Origin of the sequence: Deinococcus marmoris (genome assembly GCF_001949125.1) — a bacterium.
In the GTDB taxonomy this organism is placed as follows: domain Bacteria; phylum Deinococcota; class Deinococci; order Deinococcales; family Deinococcaceae; genus Deinococcus; species Deinococcus marmoris_A.
In genome coordinates, this window is the sequence record NZ_MSTI01000068.1 from 1 (window position 1) to 23,715 (window position 23,715).

21 protein-coding genes are annotated in these 23,715 nt (G+C 62.9%); 4 read left to right on the forward strand and 17 right to left on the reverse strand.

Going from position 1 to position 23,715, the window contains the following annotated elements; translation table 11 throughout:
- A partial coding sequence (locus BOO71_RS26910) for a helix-turn-helix domain-containing protein (RefSeq protein WP_175607344.1) occupies positions 1–221 on the reverse strand: 221 nt, incomplete at its 3' end.
- Positions 222–303: 82 nt separating this feature from the next.
- Between BOO71_RS26910 and BOO71_RS26915 the strand changes: the two genes are divergently transcribed.
- Complete coding sequence (locus BOO71_RS26915; RefSeq protein WP_139322872.1) at positions 304–750, forward strand: hypothetical protein; 447 nt, start codon at positions 304–306, stop codon at positions 748–750.
- Between the two features lie 80 nt (positions 751–830).
- Complete coding sequence (locus BOO71_RS10095) at positions 831–1,370, forward strand: RES family NAD+ phosphorylase (RefSeq protein ID WP_075831924.1); 540 nt, start codon at positions 831–833, stop codon at positions 1,368–1,370.
- A 51-nt stretch (positions 1,371–1,421) separates the two neighbouring features.
- Here the strand turns inward: BOO71_RS10095 and BOO71_RS10100 are convergent, their stop codons facing one another.
- From BOO71_RS10100 to BOO71_RS10115, 4 genes are all read right to left on the reverse strand, one after another.
- Positions 1,422–1,790, reverse strand: a complete 369-nt coding sequence (locus BOO71_RS10100; protein ID WP_075831926.1) for a VOC family protein — start codon at positions 1,788–1,790, stop codon at positions 1,422–1,424.
- Positions 1,791–2,013: 223 nt separating this feature from the next.
- On the reverse strand, positions 2,014–2,358 hold the full coding sequence (locus tag BOO71_RS10105) for a type II toxin-antitoxin system PemK/MazF family toxin (protein WP_075831928.1): 345 nt from the start codon (positions 2,356–2,358) through the stop codon (positions 2,014–2,016).
- Positions 2,355–2,600, reverse strand: a complete 246-nt coding sequence (locus BOO71_RS10110; protein ID WP_075831930.1) for a CopG family ribbon-helix-helix protein — start codon at positions 2,598–2,600, stop codon at positions 2,355–2,357. The genes BOO71_RS10105 and BOO71_RS10110 overlap by 4 nt, the downstream gene beginning before the upstream one ends.
- A 28-nt stretch (positions 2,601–2,628) precedes the next feature.
- Positions 2,629–4,125 carry a UDP-N-acetylmuramoyl-L-alanyl-D-glutamate--2,6-diaminopimelate ligase gene (locus BOO71_RS10115; protein ID WP_075831932.1) on the reverse strand — a complete coding sequence of 499 codons (1,497 nt, stop codon included), beginning with the start codon at positions 4,123–4,125 and terminating at the stop codon, positions 2,629–2,631.
- A 514-nt stretch (positions 4,126–4,639) separates the two neighbouring features.
- Here BOO71_RS10115 and BOO71_RS10120 point away from each other — a divergent pair.
- On the forward strand, positions 4,640–6,019 hold the full coding sequence (locus tag BOO71_RS10120) for a nucleobase:cation symporter-2 family protein (protein WP_075831934.1): 1,380 nt from the start codon (positions 4,640–4,642) through the stop codon (positions 6,017–6,019).
- A gap of 89 nt (positions 6,020–6,108) precedes the next feature.
- Here the strand turns inward: BOO71_RS10120 and BOO71_RS10125 are convergent, their stop codons facing one another.
- A complete protein-coding gene (locus tag BOO71_RS10125; protein WP_075831936.1) occupies positions 6,109–6,705 on the reverse strand; it encodes a TetR/AcrR family transcriptional regulator in 597 nt (198 codons plus the stop codon).
- Between the two features lie 110 nt (positions 6,706–6,815).
- On the opposite strand from BOO71_RS10125, the gene BOO71_RS10130 reads away from it, so the two are divergent.
- Positions 6,816–9,437 carry a YhgE/Pip domain-containing protein gene (locus BOO71_RS10130; RefSeq protein WP_075831938.1) on the forward strand — a complete coding sequence of 874 codons (2,622 nt, stop codon included), beginning with the start codon at positions 6,816–6,818 and terminating at the stop codon, positions 9,435–9,437.
- Positions 9,438–9,689: 252 nt separating this feature from the next.
- On the opposite strand, the gene BOO71_RS10135 is transcribed toward BOO71_RS10130, so the two are convergent.
- The 11 genes from BOO71_RS10135 to BOO71_RS10185 all read right to left on the reverse strand — a co-directional run bounded on the left by BOO71_RS10135 (position 9,690) and on the right by BOO71_RS10185 (position 23,701).
- Complete coding sequence (locus tag BOO71_RS10135) at positions 9,690–11,414, reverse strand: NAD-dependent malic enzyme (RefSeq protein ID WP_075831940.1); 1,725 nt, start codon at positions 11,412–11,414, stop codon at positions 9,690–9,692.
- A 48-nt stretch (positions 11,415–11,462) separates the two neighbouring features.
- A complete protein-coding gene (gene allE / locus BOO71_RS10140) occupies positions 11,463–12,227 on the reverse strand; it encodes a (S)-ureidoglycine aminohydrolase (protein ID WP_075831942.1) in 765 nt (254 codons plus the stop codon).
- 204 nt (positions 12,228–12,431) lie between these two features.
- Positions 12,432–13,772 carry an allantoinase gene (locus BOO71_RS10145; protein WP_075831944.1) on the reverse strand — a complete coding sequence of 447 codons (1,341 nt, stop codon included), beginning with the start codon at positions 13,770–13,772 and terminating at the stop codon, positions 12,432–12,434.
- Positions 13,773–13,905: 133 nt separating this feature from the next.
- Positions 13,906–15,171, reverse strand: a complete 1,266-nt coding sequence (locus tag BOO71_RS10150; RefSeq protein WP_075831946.1) for an allantoate amidohydrolase — start codon at positions 15,169–15,171, stop codon at positions 13,906–13,908.
- Positions 15,168–16,547: a malate synthase A gene (locus tag BOO71_RS10155; protein WP_075831948.1), complete on the reverse strand. Its 1,380-nt coding sequence runs from the start codon at positions 16,545–16,547 to the stop codon at positions 15,168–15,170. Before BOO71_RS10155 ends, BOO71_RS10150 begins: the two co-directional genes overlap by 4 nt.
- A gap of 89 nt (positions 16,548–16,636) precedes the next feature.
- Positions 16,637–17,452, reverse strand: coding sequence for an IclR family transcriptional regulator (locus tag BOO71_RS10160; RefSeq protein WP_075831950.1), 816 nt, complete (start codon positions 17,450–17,452; stop codon positions 16,637–16,639).
- On the reverse strand, positions 17,452–19,029 hold the full coding sequence (gene aceB / locus BOO71_RS10165) for a malate synthase A (RefSeq protein ID WP_075831952.1): 1,578 nt from the start codon (positions 19,027–19,029) through the stop codon (positions 17,452–17,454). Before aceB ends, BOO71_RS10160 begins: the two co-directional genes overlap by 1 nt.
- Before the next feature lie 329 nt (positions 19,030–19,358).
- Positions 19,359–20,663 (reverse strand): VanW family protein, encoded by a 1,305-nt coding sequence (locus BOO71_RS10170; RefSeq protein ID WP_254843111.1) that lies wholly within the window; start codon positions 20,661–20,663, stop codon positions 19,359–19,361.
- Positions 20,664–20,734: 71 nt separating this feature from the next.
- Positions 20,735–21,214 carry a fasciclin domain-containing protein gene (locus BOO71_RS10175; protein ID WP_175607423.1) on the reverse strand — a complete coding sequence of 160 codons (480 nt, stop codon included), beginning with the start codon at positions 21,212–21,214 and terminating at the stop codon, positions 20,735–20,737.
- A gap of 251 nt (positions 21,215–21,465) precedes the next feature.
- Complete coding sequence (locus tag BOO71_RS10180; RefSeq protein WP_075831954.1) at positions 21,466–22,719, reverse strand: glycerate kinase type-2 family protein; 1,254 nt, start codon at positions 22,717–22,719, stop codon at positions 21,466–21,468.
- A gap of 94 nt (positions 22,720–22,813) precedes the next feature.
- Positions 22,814–23,701: a 2-hydroxy-3-oxopropionate reductase gene (locus tag BOO71_RS10185; RefSeq protein ID WP_075831956.1), complete on the reverse strand. Its 888-nt coding sequence runs from the start codon at positions 23,699–23,701 to the stop codon at positions 22,814–22,816.
- Positions 23,702–23,715: the final 14 nt, after the last annotated feature.

Sequence of the window (23,715 nt, forward strand, 5' to 3'; positions counted from 1 at the left end):
GGAAGCGAGAATTTCCCGCTTTGTATCAGGGCATCTTCAACACGCACCACGGTTCGCTGAACCGTGGCCTCATGGACACCCCAGTCCTGGCCGATGTGAAACAACGTGCGGTACTCGCGCCAGAACTCCAGCGTCATCAGGAGTTGCGCTCCCAAAGAGAGTGCAGGTGGCCGTCCAGATTTGACTTTGTTGGCATGGCGTTCTTGCAACACGGTCTCCATCTCTAGAAATGTTTCAGGGTACACACCAGTGCGACGGCGAAAACTCGTGCGATTCAGCTTCAGGGCCTGATGATATTTTAGCGTGCCAACCATCCCCTACCTTAGCGCACGACTTTCGCAAGAGGTCTATTTGAGAATTAATACAAATGACCTTAAAAATGCAATACAGAATGCGACTAGGGTGTCTGACGGGAATAAATATATAATTATATTTCATCCAAGCAACGGATCAGACTATGAAATAAAGGTTTTTGCGAAAGAAAAAGATGGTGCGGAAAATTTAATAGATGGTTATAGAGTAAAAGAGATAAAATCTATCAAGGATAGCGCTGATTATCAAGAAGGTTTGATAAGAAGACTTGAAATGATGATTAGATTGATGGTATCCAATAATCAAATTAATAATCTTTGGTCGGTAACACCAAATAGAGCATTAGGTGGCGATACGCCCAGATCATATGTAATTAAAGGTAAAAGTAAGGCGGTGATTAAAACGCTAGAGGCAGCAGATTATGGCGTTCCACTTTGATTAATCACAAAAGAATACAAGAAGTAGTAAAAACCACACGTCCAGTCCAGAAAGCTGGTCGTGGCTTTAGAGTTTGCGGAATGAGTCACAGAGATCAGTACGTTAAGCCACTTGATGGTGGAGGGGCAGATTACTCAGATGGTCGCTTCCATCTAAAAAATATGGGAAAAGTTACGTATATAGCGAAAGACATTAGAACTGCGCTGCTAGAGTCGCGAAAAATTCTTCTTGACTCTAATGATAACGCTTTCCGTGGGTCTCATTCGCCACCGTTCGTCATATATAGTGTACAGTTTAATATGAGAAAAGTCTTAGATTTAACAGATCAAAATCTTCTTGATGAACTTGAACTTGATATCTCTGATATTACTGGTAATTGGTGGCTGTCAGATGAGACAACTTCAACACAATTTATAGGTAGTACTGCGTATAATTCGGATCGCTTTCATGCAGTCGCATATAGATCTGCAAGAAATTCATTAAGTGTAACAAATTACGACGATGAGTATGATACAAATTTTGCAGTTTTTCCTACCAAGCTTGATAATCGTAGTTTTCTAGAAGCTATTCCTCCTACTAACATGGAAGATGATGCGTGTTTCTTAGTTGGTCAAAAATAATTTTTGATTTATGTGTAGCGAGTGAGTCAAAATTCTTTAAGAAGATAATAGCTATGGCAAAGGATCGCTAAATCGTTGAATTTCCACTCTCTCCCCACTCGGCCCCTGCGCGTAGAAGTGGTAAATTCCGTACTCGGCGTTGTGCTTCGGCGCGGCCTCTGCCACCACGCCTGCCGCCATCAGCCGCTGGTACACGCCGTCCACGTCCTCCGTCACCAGCGTCAACACCACGCTGGACGGCAGGGCCACGCTGCCGCGCTCGCAAAAGCCCAGGAAACCGCCGCTCGCCACTGAATAAATGTGGCACGTCCCCTGATCCCGCGTCAGCGTCAGCCCCAGCGTGCCGACATAGAAGTCGTGCGTGGCGGCCAGATCGGCGGTGGGGTAGAAGCCGATGAAGGCGCTGAAGGTGGGGGACATGGGGAAAGGATAGCGGGTGGGGCGGTGGGAAGATTTTGGGGTGGTTGAATTATACGGACTCCGATTAGAGGGTGTTGAAAACACCCGTAATCCGAGCGGGAGGAGCAGCGTCCTCATGGGCGTCTGTTCGCGACGATGGCGAGCAGGAGAAAAACGGGTTCCGGGCGTGGAGTGGAGGGATCGGCGCTGTTCCGATTCCTGCACGAAACAAACGGAATCCGTATTACAGCCCGAAATGCATCCGCAACTTTCCGTCAATCTCCAGCATCAGGTCGTCCGGCACGAAGCCCAGCCTCTTGACCAGACGGCTGACATGGGTGGCGCGGGTGGCCTCGATCTGCGCCTTGCTGTCATAGTCCAGACCTGTGCGCTGATTGGGCAGCACAACGTTGGTCACGTAAACGCGCCCGGTGTTGCTGATCAGCGGAACAGTCTGAAGCAGCGGCGCTCTGGCGTTGTTGACATTGTTGGAAACCACGATGCCCGGATGTGTTTGCTCCGCCTCGCCCTCGCGTCCGTCCGGGCGAAAGTTGATCAGCCAGATGTCGCCGCGCCGGATCAATTTCATGCGCCGTCCAGACCATTGAGGTCCAGACCATCGAGATTGTCGGCAGGATAGGTTTCCTGTCCAGCACGTTGCGCGTCGCCCAGCTCCTGATAAGCAGCGTCCAGCACACGTTCACGCAGGGCGCGGATGGCTTCAGCAAGGGCTGCACTCCGCGAATCCAGACCGTGGGTCTGCTGATACTCGTCCAGAAAATCAGCAAGGTCTGCGGAGACTGTCGCGCTGATCCGGGTGGCACTGGTCATGCCATTCATTATGGCACGATTTTTTCGATTACCGTCGTGCGGCCATCTGCCAGTCGGAGAGCGCACCCCGCGCCACCGCCACCTCGTCCCAGGGAACCGTCTCGTGGGCGCGTTCCAGCGTGTCCTCTGGTCCCTTGCCCGCCAGCAGCACGGTGTCGCCCGGCTGCGCTTTCCCGATGATCCAGGCAATCGCCCCCGCCCGGTCTGGAATGGTGGTGAAGTTCGTGCGCCCGCCCGCCCGCGCCCCGCGTTCCATCTCGCGCAGAATGTCGTCCAGCGGGGTGTCGCGGCAGTCCTCCTCGGTGAAGACGGCGTGATCGGCCAGCCGCGCGGCCACCTCGCCCAGCGGCGCACGCTTGCCCGGATCGCGCGGCCCCCCCGCCGAGCCGATCAGCACCCACAACCGCCCCGGCGTGGTGGTCCGCAGCGTGGTCAGCGCCTTTTCCAGACTGGGCGGCGTGTGCGCGAAATCCACGATCACGCGCGGGGCCGGGAGTTCGGAGGCAGGGCCATCGCCCGCCAGCAGTTCCATGCGCCCCGGCACCCCCCGGAAGGACGCCAGCCCCGCCACCAGTTGCTCTGCCGAGGCCCCCAGGTGTGCCGCCGCCGCCATGCCCGCCAGCGCGTTCGCCACGTTGAAGCGCCCGATCATCGGCAACTGCGCCCCAAATTCCCCCAGTGGAGAGGTTACGCGCCAGCTCAGCCCTCCCGCGCCTTCCTCGATGTCGTGCGCCGTCCAGTCGGCCCCGTTGCCCTCGGCGCTGTAGGTGGTTTCCTGCGGGGCCAGACCCGTTAGCCGCGCCGTCCACGGATCGTCCGCGTTCAGGACGGCAAAGCGGGCGCGTTCCACCAGCTTGCGTTTCTCGGCAAAGTAGTTCTCCACCGTGCCGTGAAAATCCAGGTGTTCGCGGCTCAGGTGGGTCCAGACCGCCACGTCCCAGTCCACGCCGCGCACCCGCTCCAGCGCTAGCGCGTGGCTGCTGGCCTCCAGCACCACCGCGTCTGCCCCCACCGCCACCATCTCGCGCAGGGTGCGCTGGACCTGCGGGGCCTCGGGCGTGGTGAAGTGCGCCGGAAAGTGCCGCAACTCGCCGTCCGGCAATTCATAGCCCACCGTACTCAGCAGGCCAGTCCTTAAATCCGCCGCCCGCAGCAGGTGACGGGTCAGCCATGCCGTGGTGGTCTTGCCGTCGGTGCCCGTCACGCCCACCACGCGCAACTCCCGGCTGGGATGGCCCTCGATGGCCGCCGCCGCGTCTGCCAGCGCCGCCCGCGCGTCCGGCACCCGCAGGTAGGGCAGGGAAGAGGTCATGTCGTCCGGCAAGCCCTCGCCCAGCACCGCCACTGCCCCGGCCTGCCGCACCTTGTCTATAAAGCTGTGGCCGTCGAAACGCGCCCCGCGAATCGCCACGAACACGTCTCCCGGCCCGGCCCAGTCGGCGTTGTGGGTCACGCCGCGCACTTCTCCGTCTGGCAGATCGGTGGCGGGAAGGTGGAGGGCGGCAGCCAGAGCTTGCAGACGCATGCGCCGAGCGTAGCAGGGGCGGGCGATCCGGGCAGCCAAACGCCTGCAATGCCGATGGGTTCACCGCCCGTCCCCGCCAGTCGGACGGTTGGGCAGGGGAACGGGCGCTTTCCCGCGTTGCGACTTCGCAGGCCACCGTATGCAGAAAGATCGACGGTCTGCCGCCCTGGAAGCCGTGCTGGACATTCTTCTACACAAATGGCATTTGTCCTTTAGAGTTGTAACTGTCTCAGTAACTCATTACTGGACCGGGTTTAACGTCTGGCAGCCCCGCCAACTTTTGTCGTCCAGCAAGCCATTTTCACCACCATGAGCCGAACCTGACTGAACCTTGACAGTATTTTGAAAACCTTTTACACTCTATGGAAATTAGACAGCTAAGTAAAAAGACCCGGGGAGGGCTGGAGGGCAACCGTAGGAAGCACGGGGCAGGTTCGGCGGTTACGCGCGGCAGGCCACTTCTAGACGCATCAACGCAATCTGCACTGGCCCAGACGGTCAGCCCGGAGGAAACATGACGACAACACCAACGCGCAACAACGTCCACCCCGTAGATGAAGTTCTGCCCGTTCAGAACATGATCGCCTTTGGCCTTCAGCACGTTCTGAGCATGTACGCGGGCATCGTGGCCGTGCCGCTGATCCTCGCCACCGCGCTGGGTCTGGCACCCGAAGACCTCGTGCGCATCATCGGCGCAAGCTTTTTCATGTGCGGCGTCGCCACGCTGATCCAGACCATCGGCTTCAAGGGCTTCGGGGCCAAGCTGCCCATCGTGCAGGGCACCACCTTCGCCGCCGTGGCCACCATGATCGCCATCGGCAAGGCCTACGGGCTGCCAGGGGTTTACGGGGCAGTGATCGCGGGGGGCGTTCTGACGGTTCTGCTTGCGCCGTACTTCTCCAAGCTGCTGCGCTTCTTCCCGCCCGTGGTGGCCGGAACCGTGATCCTGATGATCGGCGTTTCGCTGATGCCGGTGGCGATCAAGTGGGCCGGGGGCGGCAACCCGGCGGCAGAGTCTTTTGGCAATCCGGCCAGCCTGGGTCTGGCGCTGCTGACCATGATCATCGTGCTGCTGCTCACCCGCTTCGGCAAGGGCTTCCTGAGCCGGGTCTCGGTGCTGCTGGGTCTGGTCATCGGGACCATCGTGGCGGCCATCTTCGGTCTGGCGAACTTCTCCGGCGTCGCTACCGCCGCGTGGTTCGGCTTCACCGCGCCCTTCCACTTCGGCACCCCCACCTTCGCCTTCGTGCCGGTGCTGTCCATGCTGCTGGTGATGCTGGTGGTGATGGTGGAAACCACCGCCGACATCCTGGCGATTGGCGAAGTGGTTGAGAAAGACGTGGACGCCAGGATGGTCGCCAATGGCCTGCGTGCCGACGGCCTGTCCACCGTGCTGGGCGGCGTGTTCAACGTCTTTCCCTTCACCGCCTTTGCCCAGAACGTGGGGCTGGTGCGCTTTACCGGCATCAAGAGCCGCTTCGTGGTGGCCGTGGCCGGAATCATCCTGATGCTGCTGGGCTTTATTCCCAAACTGAGTGCGCTGGTGTCCTCCATCCCCCTGCCCGTGCTGGGCGGCGCTGGACTGGTGCTGTTCGGCACGGTGGCCGCCGCCGGGGTGCAGACCCTGTCAAAGGTCAACATGAACGACACCCGCAACCTGACCATCGTGGCCGTCAGCGTGGCGCTGGGCGTCATACCGTCGACCGTGCCCACCCTGTACGAGAAGCTGCCCGAGCAGGTCACCCTGGTGCTGGACAGCGGCATCACCTCCGCCGCCATCGCCGCCATCTTGCTGAATATCCTGTTCAACATCGTCGGCAACAACACGCCGCATCCGTCCTCGCTGGCCGCCTCCACGGGCCACGCGCCGGAAGCCAAGGATTTCCACGGCTGAAGCCAGAGAGACAGATCAAAGCCCCCTCGCCAGGAATGGTGGGGGGCTTTTTTTGTGCGCTGGAAGGATGCAGAGGCGTGGTTTCTGGTTCAGGAGAGTTGAATTTCGGACGACAGACCCGCCACGCCCCCCGCGATGAATTGCCCGATGGTCTGCGCCTGGGCCAGCGCCTCCGCCTCGCTCTGCTCTCCCCGCACCGCTTCCACTGCCGCCGCCTCCAGCAACAGCGTGATCAGGTGCAGGGTCTGGGGCTGGCGTGCCTCTGCCCGGCGGTACGGCGTGGTCCATTCCTGCAACTGCCGCAGGAAATCGGCGCGCTGCTCGCGGAAGATCGGGCCGCCGCCGCTGTGCAGGAGGAGCAGCAATTCGCGCTCGTGCAGCAGGGCCAGAAACAGGGCGCTGAAGGTTCCGGCGTGGAACTCGCCGGAAGTGGGCAGCAAGGGCCGCAGCCGTTCCCACATGGCGGGCAGCCGCCCGGCCAGCAGGGCGCGCAGCATGTCCTCCGTGGACGTGAAATAGCCGTAGACCGTGGGCCGCGAGGTCTGGAGTGCGCGGGCAATATCGTTCATGCCCACCGCTTCAAAGCCTTTCTCAATAAACAGGGCCGACGCAGCTTCCAGAATCTGCTCGCGGCGGTTCTCCGCACTCAGTCGGCGGGCGGGGGAGGGCGGATCGAGCGTGGTCATAAAGAGAGTCTAACATTTTATTGACTTTCTGTCACTTGACGAAGTGTCAATAAGAGAGGATAGTGGGGGTATTCGGGTGGCACATTGCCTTCCCCTTCCAAGGAGCATCCATGTCCCCCATCACCAGACTGACCCAAGACTTCAAAATCCTGACCCCTGCCGAGCGCAGCCTGTGGCGGCATCCCATGATGTGGCTGTCCGCCGCCGCCATTGCTGTCGTGCCATTGCTGTACGCGGGCATTTACCTGGGCAGCGCGATTGACCCCTACGGCAACCTGAAAAACCTGCCCGTGGCGCTGGTCAATCTGGACACGGGAACCCGGAACCGGGGAGAGGAGGTCAGGTTGGGCGCGGATGTCGTCAAGGATTTGCGCGACGATCCCAAATTCAACTACCTGAGCTATCCCAGCGAGGCTGCGGCACAGGAAGCCGTGCGGCGCGGTGACGCCTACTTCGCGCTGACATTGCCCGCCAATTTCAGTGCCAAAGCAGTCACGGGAAGCAGCTCCAGTCACGGCCTGCTCAAGTTCTACGTTTCCGAAGGTGGCAGCTATTTCGCCAGCCGCGTGGCCTCCACCTTTGCCACGACGCTGAGCGAGGAACTGAACCGCACGCTGGGCGAGAACCGCTGGGAGGTTGTGGGCGATTCGCTCAAAGACGTGCAGAAGGGATTTAATGACATTCGCACGGCCACCGGGAAATTGCGCGATGGTGCGGTCACGCTGGAAGACGGCGCGAAGGCTTTTAAGGACGGTGCGGGCGATCTGGCAAGCGGGGCGAAGGCTGCGACGAGTGGCGGCGCACAGCTCACGGACGGCGCAAAGGCACTATCTTCCGGTGTCGGCAGGCTCACGGACGGCAGCGCCCAGCTCTCCAGCGGTCTGCGCCAGCTAGAGGCGGCAGCGCCCGGTCAGGCCCAGCTCGCACCGTTGCAAGGTGGCGTGGCTCAGCTTCAGAGCGGGGCGGCCAAGTTGTCGGGCGGTCTGAATCAGCTTTCGGACGGAGCTTCCACACTCTCGGACGGTGCGAGAAAGGCCAATACAGGCGCGGCGCAACTGGCGGGCGGGAGCAAAGAACTGGCCGCCAAGCTTCCCCAGCTTCAGACCGGGTTGGGCCAGCTTTCGGACGGGGCGAATCAGCTCTCGGCTGGGGCAAAAGCGGCCAACGCCGGGGCCGGGAAAGTGGCTGCCGGGAATAAGCAGCTCGCGGGTGGATTGAAAGATCTGTCGGGCGGCTTGCAGCAGGCCACAGACGGAGCCAACAAGCTGAATCAGGGGGCCGCCGAACTCGCCACCGGAACCAAGACCCTGAATGAATCCGTGAAGGATCAGGCGCTGTTGCCCGGCGAACTCAAGGGCGGCGTCGCGCAGATCAACAGCGGGGCCACGGGGGTCCACGCGGGCAGCAACAGCCTGAGCAACGCGCTGCCCAAACTGGCGGACGGGGCGCAGAAAGCTGCTGTCAGCGCCGGACAACTGGCGACTGGGGCAACCGATCTGGCGGCAGGCACGGCAAAAGTGCAGACGGGCGCAGCATCTCTTGCCACGGGTTTGAAAGATGCTTCCACCGCCTCTACAACCGCCGTGAAAGGCGCGCAGCAACTCAGCGCCGGGGCCACGCAGCTCACGGCAGGCACGGCGCAACTCCAGAGCGGCGCGGCGACACTGGCCCAGAAATCCGGCGAGGCAGCCAAAGGGGCGGCTGATCTGAGTGCGGGGGCCACCTCTCTGCAAAGCGGCGTGAATACGCTGGTGGCGGGCAACCTCAAGATCAAGGATGCGCTGGGCCAGATCACCACGCAACTGCCCGCGCAAAGTGATCTGGATAGCCTGAAAACTGGAGCCTCTACGCTGGCCCAGAAATCTGGTGACTTAAGCAACGGTTTGAAAACGCTGAGCAGCGGGGCCACCAAACTCCAGACTGGGGCGACTGATCTGGACGCTGGGGCCGTCAAACTGCGCGACGGGCTGAACACCCTTTACAGCAAGATTCCCATCAACACCGAGCAACTCGGCGGCGATCCGGCGGGCCTCAGCGCCAGCGTGCTGCCCGTGACCGAGACCTTCGCGCCCGTCAAGAACAACGGGGCCGGGTTCGCGCCGTATTTCATGGCCCTGAGCCTGTGGGTGGGCGTCACGCTGACCACCTTTATTTTCCCGTACAGCCAGTTGCCCCGCAGCGGACGCGGCACCTCGCAGTTCGCGCGGATGCTCCGCAAGGCCGCCGTTCCCGCCGCGCTGGTCTGCGTTCAGGCGCTGCTGGTGGTCTGGGGCGTGCATGCGCTGGGCGTGGACTTCCTGCACCCGGCGCAGGTGATCGCCACAGCGCTGGCCTCCAGCCTGACCTTCCTGACGCTGGTGCTGGCGCTGATCTTCCTGTTCGGCGCGGCGGGGCGGCTGATCGCCCTCGTGCTGCTGGTGCTTCAGCTCGCGGCGTCGGGCGGCAGCTATCCGGTGGAACTCTCGCCGTCCTTCTTCGGGGCCATTCACAACTTCGTGCCCGTCACACAGAGCGTCAACGCCTTTCGCCACGCCCTCAGCGGCGCGTTTCAGGGCAGCTACGTCACCTTCATGCTGATCCTGCTGGGCATTGCCGTCCTCAGCGTCGGCGTGGGCCTGCTGGGCCGTCGCCGCTGGGAACTGGTGGCCGATGAGGATTTCAAGCCGCTCATTTCCTCGCCGCTGGTCTCGGAGGAAGTGCATCACGAGAAGGAGGAGCTGGCGCGGGGGTGAAGGAGATATGTGCTGTGTGATCGGGACGCTCCCACGGTTTAACCCCTCCGGCGCTTCGCGCCACCTCCCCTTAGAAGGGAGGCAAGGAGATTGCTGCGCTGGACGATCTTCTGCGCTCCTTGGCTCCCTTTTGAGGGGAGCTGGCTGCGAAGCAGACTGAGGGGTTTTCGTGGGAGCCACCCCAGAATCCCCAACCCAAAAAGGGCGCGTCCACCCCAACCCGGACGCGCCCTTCTCCTATTTCCTAACCGCCTATTCCACCTTGAACGGCAGGTACTTGGGCTGCCAGAACTTGGCCTTGACCACTTCCAGCAACTCGTCGTCGCTCAGGCCACGGATGCTGAATTCGGTGGCGACGCCGTCCTTCAGCGCCTGCTTGATCACGGCCACGGCGACTTCCAAGCTAGCGGCTCCCAGCTCCGACACGGGCGGGAAGGTGCGGCCAGGATGATTCCGCTGGGTGTAGGCGGCCAGGGCGTAGGCGGATTCGGTGACCATCTCGTCGGTGATCTCGCGCACGCGCGCCAGGATCGCGCCGAAGCCCAGGCCAGGGAAGATGAACGCGTTGTTGCCCTGCCCGATGGGGTGGGTTTCGCCGTTCAGTTCCACCGGGTCAAAGGGGCTGCCGGTGGCGACGAGGGCCGCGCCATTGCTCCAGCGCAGCACGTCTTCCGGCAGCGCCTCGCAGTTGGCGGTGGGGTTGGACAGCGGGAAGACCAGCGGGCGGGGGGTGTTCGCCATCGCCGCCTTGACCACTTCCTCGTCAAAGGTGTTCGGCACGCCGGACAGGCCCAGCAGCACGGTGGCCTTGCCCTCGCGGATCACGTCCAGCAGACCCGTTCCAGCCCAGCCCTCAGTAAACGCCTTGGGCGTTGCCAGCGACTTCTTGTACTCTTCCATCTGGCGGTCATCGGTCAGCAGGCCGCGCGAATCCAGCACGAAGACGCGCTCGCTGATCTGCTCCGGGGTCAGCCCCTCGCGCTTCATGCCCTCGCGGATGGCGGCGGCGACTCCGGCCCCACCCGCGCCCGCACCGCTGATGACCACGCGCTGATCGGCCAGCGTCTCGCCCTTGAGGCGGCAGGCATTCAGCACCCCGGCCAGCACCACCGCGCCGGTTCCCTGGATGTCGTCGTTGAAGCTGGGCACCACCTTGCGGTAGCGGTTCAGCACCATGAACGCCGTGTCCTTGGAGAAATCTTCCCACTGGATGATCGCTTTGGGGAAGCGTTCCAGGGTGGCCTCCACGAAGCGGTCCACGAAGCGCAGGTATTCCTCGCCCTTCAGGCGGTCATGCTTGACGCCCAGGTAGGAGGGGTCTTCGCGCAAGTCGGCGCGGCCCGTGCCCACGTCCAGCTCCACCGGGAGGGTCTTGTCGGGGCCTACGCCGCCCGCCACGGTGTACAGGGACAGCTTGCCGATGCTGATCGCCATGCCGCCGAAGCCCTGATCCCCGATGCCCAGAATGGCGCTGCTATCCGTCGCCACAATGATCCGCACGTCGTTCAGCGGCACGTTCGCCAGCGCCTTTCCAGCCCGCTCAATATTGTTGGTGCTGAGGGTCAGGCCGCGCGCGTAACGGTAAATCTGGCTGAACTTCTGCACGGCCAGCCCCACAGTGGGCGTGTAGACGATGGGCAGCATTTCCTCCACATGCGCGGCCAGCAGCGCGTAAAACAGCACTTCGTTGCGGTCTTGCAGGTTGCGGAGGAACACATGGCGCTCCAGCGGGTCTTTGACCTTGACGTAATCGGCGTAAAGGCGCTCGGCCAGCACTTCCAGCGTGTCGATCTGCGGGGCCAGCAGGCCGTCCAGATTCAGTTTCTGGCGCTCGTCCTCGGTGAAGGCGGTGCCCTTGTTCAGCAGCGGAATGCGCGTGAGGTTAAAGCCGGTGACGAGGGGGTGCAGGTAACGGTGGCCGTCTGAGTCGCGTTTGACGTCGTAGTGATCGGTCAGGGGCTGGGTGGTCTGGGTCATGGGGTTTCTCCTCTGAAGAGTTAGGCGAAGGGAGGATTACGGGTTAGTTCAGAGGCCGGAGCCGAGCATGGACAGCGGGTGACGGTTCATGTCCTTGTACAGCAGGTATTTGCTCCACTCGCGGCCCAGTGCGCCGTACCACTGCGGGCAGTGTGCGCCCATCCAGATCACGTCGCCCACCGTCACGGGGTAGTAGGTTTGCTGCAATTTGTACAGGCCCTCGCCCTCCAGCATCAGCAGGCCGTGTTCCATGTAATGCACTTCCGTGTACGGCAGGCTGGCCCCCGGCGCGAAGCTCATGGTGCTGACCATGAAGTCAAAGGGAACCTCGTCGGGCAGCAGCTTGCGGGCAATCAGGTGGTCATCGCCCTCAAATTCAAAACCGGGATTCTCGCGCTCGTTGCCCCAGTACACGCCGGGAGCCGTTACGCCGTCCACCGCCTCATAGGGCTTCTCGAACACGGCCACGCGGGCGTCCGATGTGGCGGTCAGCCTGTGCGCCACGCCTGCCGGGACGTACACGTAGTCGTACTCTTTGAGGGTGCGCTTCTCGCCGTCTACATCGGCATCTACTTCACCACTCAGCACGAAGGCGAAACGCTGGTAGCCGTGTGCGGATTCTTTTGCTGCTGCCCCGGCAGGCATTTCCGCCGTGAACTGCACGAAGCGGGCGCGGGTGCCGATCACGGGTGCGATGTGCAGCACGATGGCGCTGCCCGGCCACTCGGCCAGTGCGGTGCGGACGTGCGTTTCGGGCGTGATGACGGCGTGTGCGTTTTCCAGTGCGCTGCGGGTGGTTCCGAGATGTTTCATGGTGGCTCCTTTTGAATGGGTTGAAGTGGAAATCTTTTGCTTTTAGCCCCTCCCCCTTTATGGGGGAGGCTGGGAGGGGGTCACTCTGGCAAGTTGCTGTGCCAATCGAGAAGAAATGGGCCTCTTAAACCGCCTGGTTCTGGCACGCCATGCCCGCTCACCCCCTCCCCAACCCTCCCCCATAAAGAGGGAGGGAGAAAGGATTCAAGCCCCAGGCCGCAGCAAACGCCCGCGCACGGTGTCGTCAAACTTGCCGTCCTGATAGACCGTCCGGCCCCGCGACAGCGTGTGCGTCACGCGGCCCTGGTAGTCCTCGCCCCCAAAGGGGTTCTGCTGCCAGCGGTCATGCAGCTCGGTCAGTTTGAAGGTCTCGTCCAGGCGCACCAGGGCGAGATCCGCGTCAGCGCCAACGTCCAGACGGCCCTTGCCCGGCAGGTTGAAGCGGCGAGCGGGATTCAGGGCGCTCAGGGCGGCGATGGCTTCCAGCGGCAGTTTGCGCTTTCCATAACCGTCGGTGAGCAGCACGTTCAACGTACTCTGCGCCCCGCTGATGCCGCCCCACAGCGCGAAGAAGTCGTCGCTGGTCTTCATGTCGGGCGGTGCGGGCGAGTGGTCCGAACCCACGATGTCAATGTGTCCGGCCAGCAGCTCGGCCCACAGCTCGTCCTGCACGGCTTTGGAGCGCAGGGGCGGCGCGCATTTCAGGGCCGCGCCCACGCGTTCAACATCCTCGTCGGTGAAGTGCAGGTAGTGGGGGCAGGTTTCAATGGTCACGTCCACGCCGCGCTGCTTGGCCTCATACGCCAGCGCCACCGCCCGCCCGCTGCTCATGTGGACGAGGTGCAGGGCGGCTCCAGTTTCCTCTGCGAACAGCAGGGCGCGGGTCACGGCTTCCAGTTCGGCCAGCACCGGGCGGCTGTCCAGATAGTCGCGCACGCCCTTGTGCCCGCCCGCCCGCACCTGTTCGGTCAGGCCACGCGTCAGCTCATTGCTCTCGGCGTGGGTGCCGACGAGGAGGCCGTGGCGTTTGGCCGTTCGCATTCCTTCCAGCAGCGTCAAATCATCCACCGCCGGAAATTCCTCCAGCCCGCTGTGGCTCATGAAGGCTTTGAAGGCGATGACTCCGGCTTCGGCCAGCTCATCCAGGCGGTCCAGATTGATGGGGGTTAATCCGCCCCACAGCCCAAAATCCACCAGCGACTTTTGCTCGCCGATCTCGCGCTTGGCATCAAATTCTGCGCGGCCCAGCACGGGGGGCGAGGAGTTGAGGGGCATATCCAGAAACGACGTGCCACCACCTGCCACCAGCGCCCGCGAACCGGTTTCAAAGCCTTCCCAGTGGGTGCGGCCTGGCTCGTTGAAGTGAACGTGTGCGTCCACCACGCCGGGGAAGATGTGCAAGCCGGAGGCGTCCAGCGCCTTGCCGTCTGCCGTGATTTCCTCTGAGACTTCCACGAGCTGTCCGCCGCTGATGCCCAGGTCTGCGCGGCGCGGCCCTTCTGGCGTGACGAGGGTGCCGCCGCGCACGATCAGATCAAAGGTCATAAAACCTCCGATTGAATCGTTTGCGAAAACGATGAAAATCCGAGCGGAGCGAGAAGGAGAAAAACAAATTCCGGGCGTGGAGTCAACAAATCGGCGCTTTCCCGGTTTGTTGACAGAGCAGACGGAATTTGTTTCATGCGGTTGCGTTCTCGTCGGCCAGCAGGTGCAGGAAGCGCACGCTCAGGCGCAGGGCGTCGGCCACGTCCTCCACCAAGACCAGTTCGTCGGGGTGGTGGCTCAGCGCGTTGGGCGAGCGCACGAACAGCATGGCGGACGGCATGTGCGCGGCCATGATCATGGCGTCGTGGCCTGCGCCGCTGACCAGTTCGGGGTGCGGCAGGCCCTCGGCCTCGGCGGCGCGGTGTAGCAGCGTCTTGAAAGAGTCAGACATCGGCGTGGCCTGCTCCTCCATCTTGGGCGTGATGGTCACGGTGACGCCGCGTTCCTCGGAGACGGACTGAGCCACGTTCAGAAGATGTTCCAGCGCTTTCAACCGCACCTCATCCTTGGCGTGGCGGATGTCCAGCGTGCAGTTGGCCTCGCCGGGAATCACGTTCATGGCTCCGGGCAATGCCTGCATCACGCCCACGGTAGCAACCAGACCGGGGGTGGCGCGGGCCACGTCCTCGGCGGCCACGGCGAAGCGGGCGGCGGCGGCCAGCGCGTCGCGGCGCAGGTTCATGGGCGTCGTTCCAGCGTGCGAAGCCTGTCCCACGAAATTCAGAATGAATCGGTTCTGACCCGCGATGCCCTCCACCACGCCCAGCGATACGCCCAGGTCCTGCAAGACTGGCCCCTGCTCGGCGTGAATCTCAAAGTAGCCCAGTGCCTGACCCGTGTACTGCGCCGCGCCGATTTCCTCCACGTTCAGGCCGTACTCGGTGATGGCGTCGCGCACGCTCTGGCCCGCCGCATCGCGCAGCTCCAGCATGTCGTCCACGGTGCCCACCAGCGCCCGGCTGCCGATAAAGGGCACGCCGTAGCGCACGCCTTCTTCCTCCGAGAAGCCCACGACTTCCACGGCGTAGGGCAGCGCCTGACCCTTGACCGCTTCCAGCATGGCGTAACCCATCACCACGCCCAGAATGCCGTCATACGCGCCCGCGTTCGGCACGGTGTCCAGGTGAGAGGCCAGATACAGCGTCGGCCCACCTGGCGTCGGCCCACTCAGGTGTGAGCGCAGGTTTCCGGCAGCGTCTTCGTAAGTGGTCATGCCCAGTTCGTCGGCCCATTTCGTCAGGTAGTCATGCACCTGATGCGTGGTGGGGCACAGGAAGGGACGGTTGGTTTCGCCCTCCACTTCCGTGTAGCAGGCCAGCGCGGCGCAGGCGTCCATGATCTTCTGGCTCAGTGCCTGGACGGTTTCGTTGGAGACAGCGGACTGAGAGTTGGCGGTCATACGGTGGCCTCCTGGGGCTGAAGCAATTGCGCGGCGCGGGGAAAATACTCGGGGCAGACGGGGGCCAGCACCAGATGATCAAGGAGGCGGGCCTGCGCGGTGTTGTCGCCAGCCAGAGCGCGGCGTTCGGAGAGATAGCGGTCAGAGGTCAGCCTATCGCCGCCTTCCAGTTCCGCCTCGCACTGAACCCACTGCCACAACTGGGCGCGGGCCAGCTCGGCGGTGGCGGTGTCCTCAATGCGTCCGTTGCGGACCACCACGCCGCGTCCGTCGTACCACGCCTCAAACACAGCCAGCGCGAGGCCGATGCTGTCCTGTACGACGTTCAGTGGCAGGGGACGAGGGGCGGGCAGGTCCAGCAGACGCTCCAGCGTGCGCTCGGCAGTTTCGGCGGGCAGGGGCTGTGAAACTTCATTGCCAAACGCCCCACGCACCGAATCCAGCAGCATCGGCAGTCCGGCCCAAGCTGCCACGTAGCCCTGCGCGGCTTCCCGCACTTTGTCGGCCCGCACGGCGTCCAGCGTGGGCTGGGGATTCTGGGCATTCGGCGCGACGGCGGCGCTGCCCCCGATGGCCTGTGCGCCGCGTGCCTCGCAGACGCGCACCAGCGCCTCGGCGTAGGCGCGCATGGCGTCCAGATCCATCGTCAGGTCATTGCGCGGCGGCATGGCTCCGCGCTGTGCGCCCACGCGTTTGGTCAGGCTGAACACGTAATCCCAGCGCCCGGCGTTCAGTCCGAAGGCCCGCCCGTGCAGCGCGTACAGCAGCGCGTCGGCGTGCAGGCAGGCAGCGTAGGTTTCAATCTGCACGCAGACCTTGATGGCGTTCTGCTTCAGACCCAGATGCGTCTCGGCCAGCGCCAGCGCGTCCTCCCACAGCCCCGCTTCCTCCACCGTTTCCAGCTTGGGAATGTAGATGTGCATGGGCTTTTCGGGTCGCGCGGCCAGGATGACGCCCAGATCACAGAGGGCGGCGATGGCGGGGCCGCCGAAATCCAGGTGTTCTTCCACTGCATACAACGCACGGGGCCGGGCCAGGATGGGCTTGTCGCTTTTCGCCGCCGTTTCCACCGCCGCGTAAGCCGTTTCCACGTTGGCACGCGTAGGTGTGAAGGTATCGTCAAAATCCAGCACCAGCGCGTCCGCATCCGAGTTCAGCGCGGCGTCCAGGGCTTTCAGATCGGAGGCTTCCACGATCAGCTCCACCCGGCGGTCTTTCAGATCGTCGGGCAGCGCGGCGGCCTGATAGTCCGGGGGCGTGGTTGGCGCAGGTTGCGTATCGCTAGACAGTCCCTCCCAGCGTGTCCTGAGCTGGCGGTGCAGTTCGGCCATCAGGGTTTGCGCGGCGGGTTTGAGCTTGAGCGGAAATGAATTCATGGGCGAACCTCCTGAACTTACTTAGTCGTCTATCTATCGGGCTGCAAAAAGAGGCGTCCATGCCTGTGCGGACGCCTTCGATCTTTGAATTACGGTGTCCAGCCCAGCCGTGCCGAGATCACGCGCGAGGCTGCTTCCATACGCTCGTAGAACGCCGGAACCTGCTCGCGGCTGAAGCGTGAGGTAGGCGCGGAGATACTCAGCGAGGCCACCACCTGACGGGTGTGATCGCGCAGCGGCGTGGCCATGCAGCGCACGCCGATCTCGCGTTCCTCGTCGTCCAGCGCGAAGCCCTGATCGCGCACCTTCGCCAGCTCTTTCAGGTAGGCGGGCAGCGTGGTGATCGAATTGGGTGTGAAGGCGGCGTAGGGTTGTTCTCCCAGCCGCCCGGCCACATCTTCCTCGCCCTGCCACGCCAGCAGCACCTTGCCCACGCCGGAGCAGTTCAGCAGCGTGCCCGCGCCCAGTTGCGCGAACATCCGCACCAGTTGGCGGCCCTCCACTTGATGCACGTACACCGCCTCGTTCTCGCGCAGCACGGCCAGATTGGCAGTTTCGCCCAGATCATTGACCAGCGAGATCATCTCGGACTGCGCGGCGTTCATCAGCGTGTTGCGTCCAGCAAAGGCCGCGCCCACCTGATACGAGCGCACGCCCACGCTGAACTGGCCGCTGCGTTCCTCCCACTCCACAAAACCGCTCTGGCGCAGGGTTTCCAGCAAACGGTAGGTGGTGCTGGCCGACAGCCCCGCTGCCTTCGCCACCTGCGTCAGAGACGCCTGCCCCAGTTCCGCCAGCGAGGTCAGCACCTTGAGTCCGCGTTCCAGCGTCCGCACGCTGCCCGCGTCGCCGGTGCGGGCGCGGCCTGTCTTCTGGCGGGTGTTGGGGGGAGAGGTGTCGGTCATTACGCCAACTGCTCGTAGCCGGGCAGCGTCAGGAAGTCGGCCAGTGGGGTGCGGACGGACATTTCCCTGAACAGTTTCGTGGCGTCTGCGAAGTCGCCGCCCAGTTTTCCGGCCTCGTCGGCGTACAGTTCGTCGAACAGTTCGTGACTCAGGGTGCGCCCGTCTTCCAGTTTCACGCCCTGCTTGCGCCACTGCCACAACTGTGCGCGGCTGATCTCGGCGGTGGCGGCGTCTTCCATCAGGTTGTGGATCGGCACCGCGCCGCTGCCGCGCAGCCACGCCGCGAGGTACTGGATGCCCACGTTGATGTTCATGCGGACGCCCTCCTCGCTGATGGTGCCCTCGGGCGGGACGAGCAGGTCAGCAGCCGTCACCTTGAAATCCATCTGCTTGCCGCTGTCGATCTGGTTGGGCGTGGGCATGATCCGGTCAAACACTTCGGTGGCAAGCTGCACCATGCCGGGATGCGCCACCCAGGTGCCGTCGTGGCCGTTGGTGGCCTCGCGCTCCTTGTCGGCGCGGACCTGGGCAAACGCCTTCTCGTTGGCGGCCTCGTCGTTCTTGACCGGAATAAAGGCGCTCATGCCGCCAATCGAGGGTGCGCCGCGCTTGTGGCAGGTCTGGATGGCCAGTTTGCTGTAGTTGCTCATCATCGGCACGGCCATGCTGACCTTGGCGCGGTCCGGCAGCACCCGGTCCCCCTGCTCACGGAACTTCTTGATGTAGGAAAAGATGTAGTCCCAGCGCCCGCAATTCAGGCCCGCCGAGTGGTCACGCAGCTCGTACAGGATTTCATCCATCTCGAAGGTGGCCAGAATCGTCTCGATCAGCACCGTTCCCTTGATGCTGCCGTGTGGGATGACCAGTGTCTCCTCGGCATAATTGAAGATGTCGTTCCACAGGCGGGCTTCCAGGTGCGATTCCAGCTTGGGCAGGTAGAAATAAGGCCCGCTGCCACGTTTCAGCAGTTCCGCCGCGTTGTGGAAGGTGTACAGCCCGAAGTCGAAAAACGCGCCGAACAGCGTGTCGCCGTCCACCGTCACATGCTTTTCGGGCAGGTGCCAGCCGCGCGGGCGGGCCAGCAGCACCGCCGTCTTCTCGTTGAGCTTGTAAGACTTGCCGCCCTGCTCCAGCGTGATGTCCCGGCGGGCCGCGTCGCGCAGGTTGAGCTGGCCGTCCACCATGTTGTCCCAGGTGGGGCTGCTGGCGTCCTCGAAGTCGGCCATGAACACCCGCGCGCCGCTGTTCAGCGCGTTGATGATCATCTTGCGGTCCACCGGTCCGGTGATTTCCACCCGGCGGTCCTGCAAATCCCCTGGCAGCGGCGCAATCTTCCAGTCACCCTCACGGATTTCACGCGTTTCGGGGAGGAAGTCAGGCAGTTCCCCGGCGTCCAGACGGGCCTGACGGTCCACCCGCGCCTGCATCAGTTCGCGGCGGCGCGGCTCGAAGCGGCGGTGCAGTTCGGTCACGAAGGCAATGGCCTCCGGGGTCAGTACCTCGCGCTGCTGATCGCTGACGGGGGCGAGGAACTTCAAGCCTTCTGCGGTGTTGCTGCTGGTGGCGGCGTTGCTCATGAGACTCCTTGACGGGAAAAAGGGTGGGAAGTGACATCCCTGAACCGGGACTGGCCTGTCTGAACTGGGAACCCCTGGACTGCTGCGCTCGGCTGCGTGACTCGATGCTGCGCTACTAAATTCCGTGCAATGAACTTGATTTTCATTGTACGCAAACTAGAGGCAAATGTGAATCCCCTGTCCGTTTCGCAGGGACAGGGAATGTCTACATCACCGGGGCTGTGGGTTTTTGCTGACCGTTGGGCCTGTCTTGCCGCACAGACACCTTCGGGGGCGGCCTCAAAGCGAAGGGGAGACGAACGCGCCGCCTCCCCTCGTCCTGCCGGGGTTTACCGCAGCCGGTCATCCCCTGGAGCCACCGCGAATACGCCGCCCCACGCCTTGTACCGGCTGACGAAATCCTCTTTTTTCTGCTTTCCGTCTGTGGAGGTGACGGTCCGTGTGATGACCGCTTTCATTCCGGCAGCGGGCATGTCCACGCGCCGTGCTGCGCCCTTTTCTAAGGCGCGGTCTACCATGAACGTCGGATCGGGGGCGGGTTTGCGGGCGCTGATGGCTGGTTCGGAGATGCTGACCTTCCGCCCGTCGTCCGCCCCGAACAGGCTGACCATCAGCGTCTCGGCCTTCAGATCCCACTCGGTCTGCACCAGCAGCGGCGCGGCGGTGTCGTTCTTCCAGCGCAGATCCTTGCTGGGTGCGTACACGGCGGCGTCCAGACCCGGTTCCTCGTAGTAGCCCACCAGATAGGAATGCTCGTGGCGTTCGGTGATGGGTAGCCCGGCGTTAAAGGCCGCGCGGAAGACGGTGGTGCTGACCTGACAGATACCGCCGCCGTCCTCGGTGGAGAGGGTGTTGCCCGTGACCACATACCCAGGCTGAAAGCCAGTCGCCGAGTTGATCGGCCCGATCAGGGCGTTGAAGCTGAATGTCCTGCCCGGCGCGACCCACGCGCCCTGCACCCTTTCCGCACCCGTACGGATGTTATGCACCCGGAAATCGGGGCTGCCCGCGAAGCTGGACTGACCGCTCGCCAGATGACCGATCTTCTTTGCGGCGGCCCAACCCACACTGCGGGCCGGGGCTTCCAGCGCAACCGTCAGCGTGCTGCGCGTCTCACCGCCCAGAACTGCTTTCAGGAGGGTCTTCTCGCTGGCTGCGCGGTCCACTTTCCAGCCGGTGCGGGCCTCACCGATCCAGTCCTTGCCCACCTGACGAAAGCGGATATCGCGCGGTTGCCGGTCATCGATCCCGGTATAAGCCTTGTCCAGCGCTGTGCGGGCGGCGTTCAGGTTGCCCGCTGCTCTGATCTGCGCGAATTGTTCGGCACTCAGGTCCACTGTGGCCGACATGTTCAGCAGCGGACGCTCCACCTGCCCGCCCACCAGACGCGGCTCCGGCACCGTCCAGCGCAGTTCCAGCGGCTGTTCTGTCTTCTGTAGCCTGACGGTGTTCGGTTCTGTGGTCACTGTGCTCGTATTGCCTGTGGCAGGCGCGGGCGGCATTGGGGAGACAGCGGCAGCCAGGACGGGCGGTGCTTTGGTCACCGCCTCGGCCTCGGCTGGCCCGCAGCCCGTCAGCAGACTGCCCAGCACGGTCAGGCTGGCAGAAATCAAAAGAACTTTAAATGAGGTCATGAATATTTTCCTCTCTGAACGGCAAAAGGGGGAGAGGCCCGTAAGCTTCTCCCCCAGTGTGTCGAATGCGCTCAGGGCATCAAGACGGTGTCAATGACGTGGATAATACCGTTGCTGGCCATGATATCGGCCTTGGTTACCGTGGCGTCGTTGATCATGACCTTGCCGTCCATCATGGACACTTTGACGTCAGCGCCGTTGACGGTGGTGCCGCTGGACATGCCCATCACCTGCGAGGCGGTGACCTTGCCGGCCACGACGTGGTACAGCAGCACAGCCTTCAGCTTGGCGGGATCGTTCAGCAGCGCGTTCAGGTCAGCCGCTGGAATCTTGGCGAAGGCCGCGTTGGTGGGCGCAAACACGGTGAAGGGGCCGGGGCTGCTCAGGGTTTCCACCAGTCCGGCAGCCTTCACGGCGGCCAGCAGGGTGCTGAAGTTAGGATCGTTGGACACGATTGCGGCGATGGTGTTGCCCATAGGCATGGAGCTGCCGCCGCCTGCAAAGGCCACGCCGGTCAACAGAAGAGTGGTGCAAAGAAGCATCTTTTTCATGGTGGTTCCTCCTGAGTCTGAAAGTTCTGCGTTTAGAAACTGATACGGGACATTCGAAGAGAACCGTTGACTGATGTAGCGTTCAAACAGTGAGCCGCTCTCTTTGATGCCGCATCCTAAGTGGCCCTCCACTAAGGTGACGTACCCCGCAATACAGTGTGTGAGCCGCATAAATTCTGGATTGAAGTGTAATGAAGAACACCGAAGCCCGACATGCGGATTCGGTGTTTTCTGTCGCAAAAGGCTCGACTTCAGTTTCCTGGCAACCCCACCGCGATCAGCCGCAGATCGTTCAGGTTGTGTCCGCTGGGGCCAGTAATCAGGGTGTCGTTCAGCGCCGTAAAGAAGGAACCGGAATCGTTGCGCTCCAGAGAATCGCGCCCATCCAGGCCCGCCGCACGCGCCCGCAAAAAGCTGTCCGGGGTCAGGAAAGATCCTGCCGCTGGGCTGGAGCCATCCACGCCGTCCGAACCTGCCGAGAGGGCGTAGAAGCCGTCCTCGCCCAGAGCCAGCAGCAGCGCCAGCGCAAATTCCAGGTTGCGCCCGCCCACGCCGTCGCCGCGCAGGGTCACGGTGGCCTCGCCGCCGGAGAGAAGGACGACTGGAGCTGCCACCGGATTGCCGAACTGCTGCACGCTGCGGGCAATCGCCGCGTGCGCCTTTGCCAACTCGCTCGCCTCGCCCTCGAAGCTGTCCGAGAGAATCACCGCCCGCACGCCCTGACCTTCTAGATACCTCTGCGCCGCTTCCAGCAGGTGCCTGTTGGAGCCAATAATCGTGTTGGTGACGTGGGGCAGGTTGTCCGGTGTTTCGGGAACCTTGCCGTCTGCGCCTGCCTGAAAATGCACGCGAACTTCCGGGGCGGCGATGGTGTAGCGATCCAGCACGGCCAATGCCTGCGCGAATGTCGTGATGTCCGGCACCGTCGGCCCACTGGCAATCACGGAGGGATCATCGCCCACCACATCGGAAATGAGCAGCGCCGTGACCTTCGCCCGCGTGGCCGCCGCCAGCCGCCCGCCCTTGCTGCGCGACAGATGCTTGCGAACGGTGTTGATCTCGCCGATGTCGGCCCCCGCCCGTAGTAGTTCACGCGTCAGCGCCTGCTTTTGCTCCAGCGTCACGCCGTCCGGGGCGGCCATCAGGGCGCTGCCCCCGCCGGACACCAGCACCAGGGCATGTTGCCCCTCTTTCAAAGCTCCCAACCGCTCCAGCGCCGCTTCTGCCGCCGCCGCGCTGGAGGCGTCTGGAACCGGGTGGCTGGACAGCATCAGCGTGGCCTCTGCTGGAAGTTCCAGATTCTCCGTACCACTGGGCGCAATGACCAACGTTTCCACGCCGGGATAGGCGGCCAGCGCCGCCCGTGCCATCGGCAGCGCCGCCTTGCCGAACGCCAGGATGAAATCGGGCTTCTCGCCCTTCAGGTGCGGGGCCAGCAGTTGCGCCGGACTCGCGGCCTCCAGGGCGGCGCGGTACGCCTGTTCCAGCAGTGAGCGGGTGTTCATGGCAGATTCCTTTTGGTTCTGGAGGGAATGAAAAAGCGGGACGCAGGACGCAAAAAGGCGTTGGCTGCGTCCCGCTCATTGCGTTCGGGCTAGCTTATTCGATGCCGCTCATCTCGGCGTAGAACTTCGCCATGCCGGAGTGGTCCAGATCGCCGTCGCCCTGCGCGATCATGGCGTCCATGATGTTGGCGGCTACGCCCGTGGCGAACAGCGGCACGCCCGCTTCACGGCCCGTTTCCAGCGCCAGACGCAGGTCTTTGCGGTGCAGGTTGATGCGGAAGCCCGGCTTGAAGTTGCCGTCCAGAATGCGCTGTCCGTGCAGGTCCAGAATGCGGCTCTGGGCAAAGCCGCCCAGCAGCGCCTCGCGCACCTTGCCCACGTCCACGCCGGACTTCTTCGCCAGCGTCAGCGCTTCAGAGATCGCCTGGATGGTCAGGCCCACCACGATCTGGTTGGCGATCTTGGTGACCTGCCCAGCGCCGGGGCCGCCGATGTAGACGATGTTCTTGCCGACGGCCTCAAAGACGGGCTTGGCCCGGTTGAAGGACTCCTCGCTGCCGCCCACCATGATGCTCAGGCTGGCGGCTTCGGCTCCCACCTGTCCGCCGGAAACTGGAGCGTCCAGCGCGTCTGCACCTTTGGCCGAAAGCTCCTTCTGAACCTTGCGAGATGTGTTGGGCGAGATGCTGCTCATGTCGATGAACAGCGCGCCCTTCTTGATGCCCTCGATGACGCCGCCCTCGCCCAGCGCGACTTCTTCCACCTGGGGAGAATCGGGCAGCATGGTGATGATGATGTCGCTCTGCTCGGCCACTTCTTTGGCGCTATGGGCCGATTTCGCGCCCGCCTTGACCAGTTCGTCCATCACTTCGGGCGTGCGATTGTTAACGACGACTGAGAATCCGGCCTTGACCAAGTTCAGGGCCATAGGTTTGCCCATGATGCCCAGGCCGATAAAGCCGATGGTTTCTTTCTGTGCCATGTGAATAGCCTCCT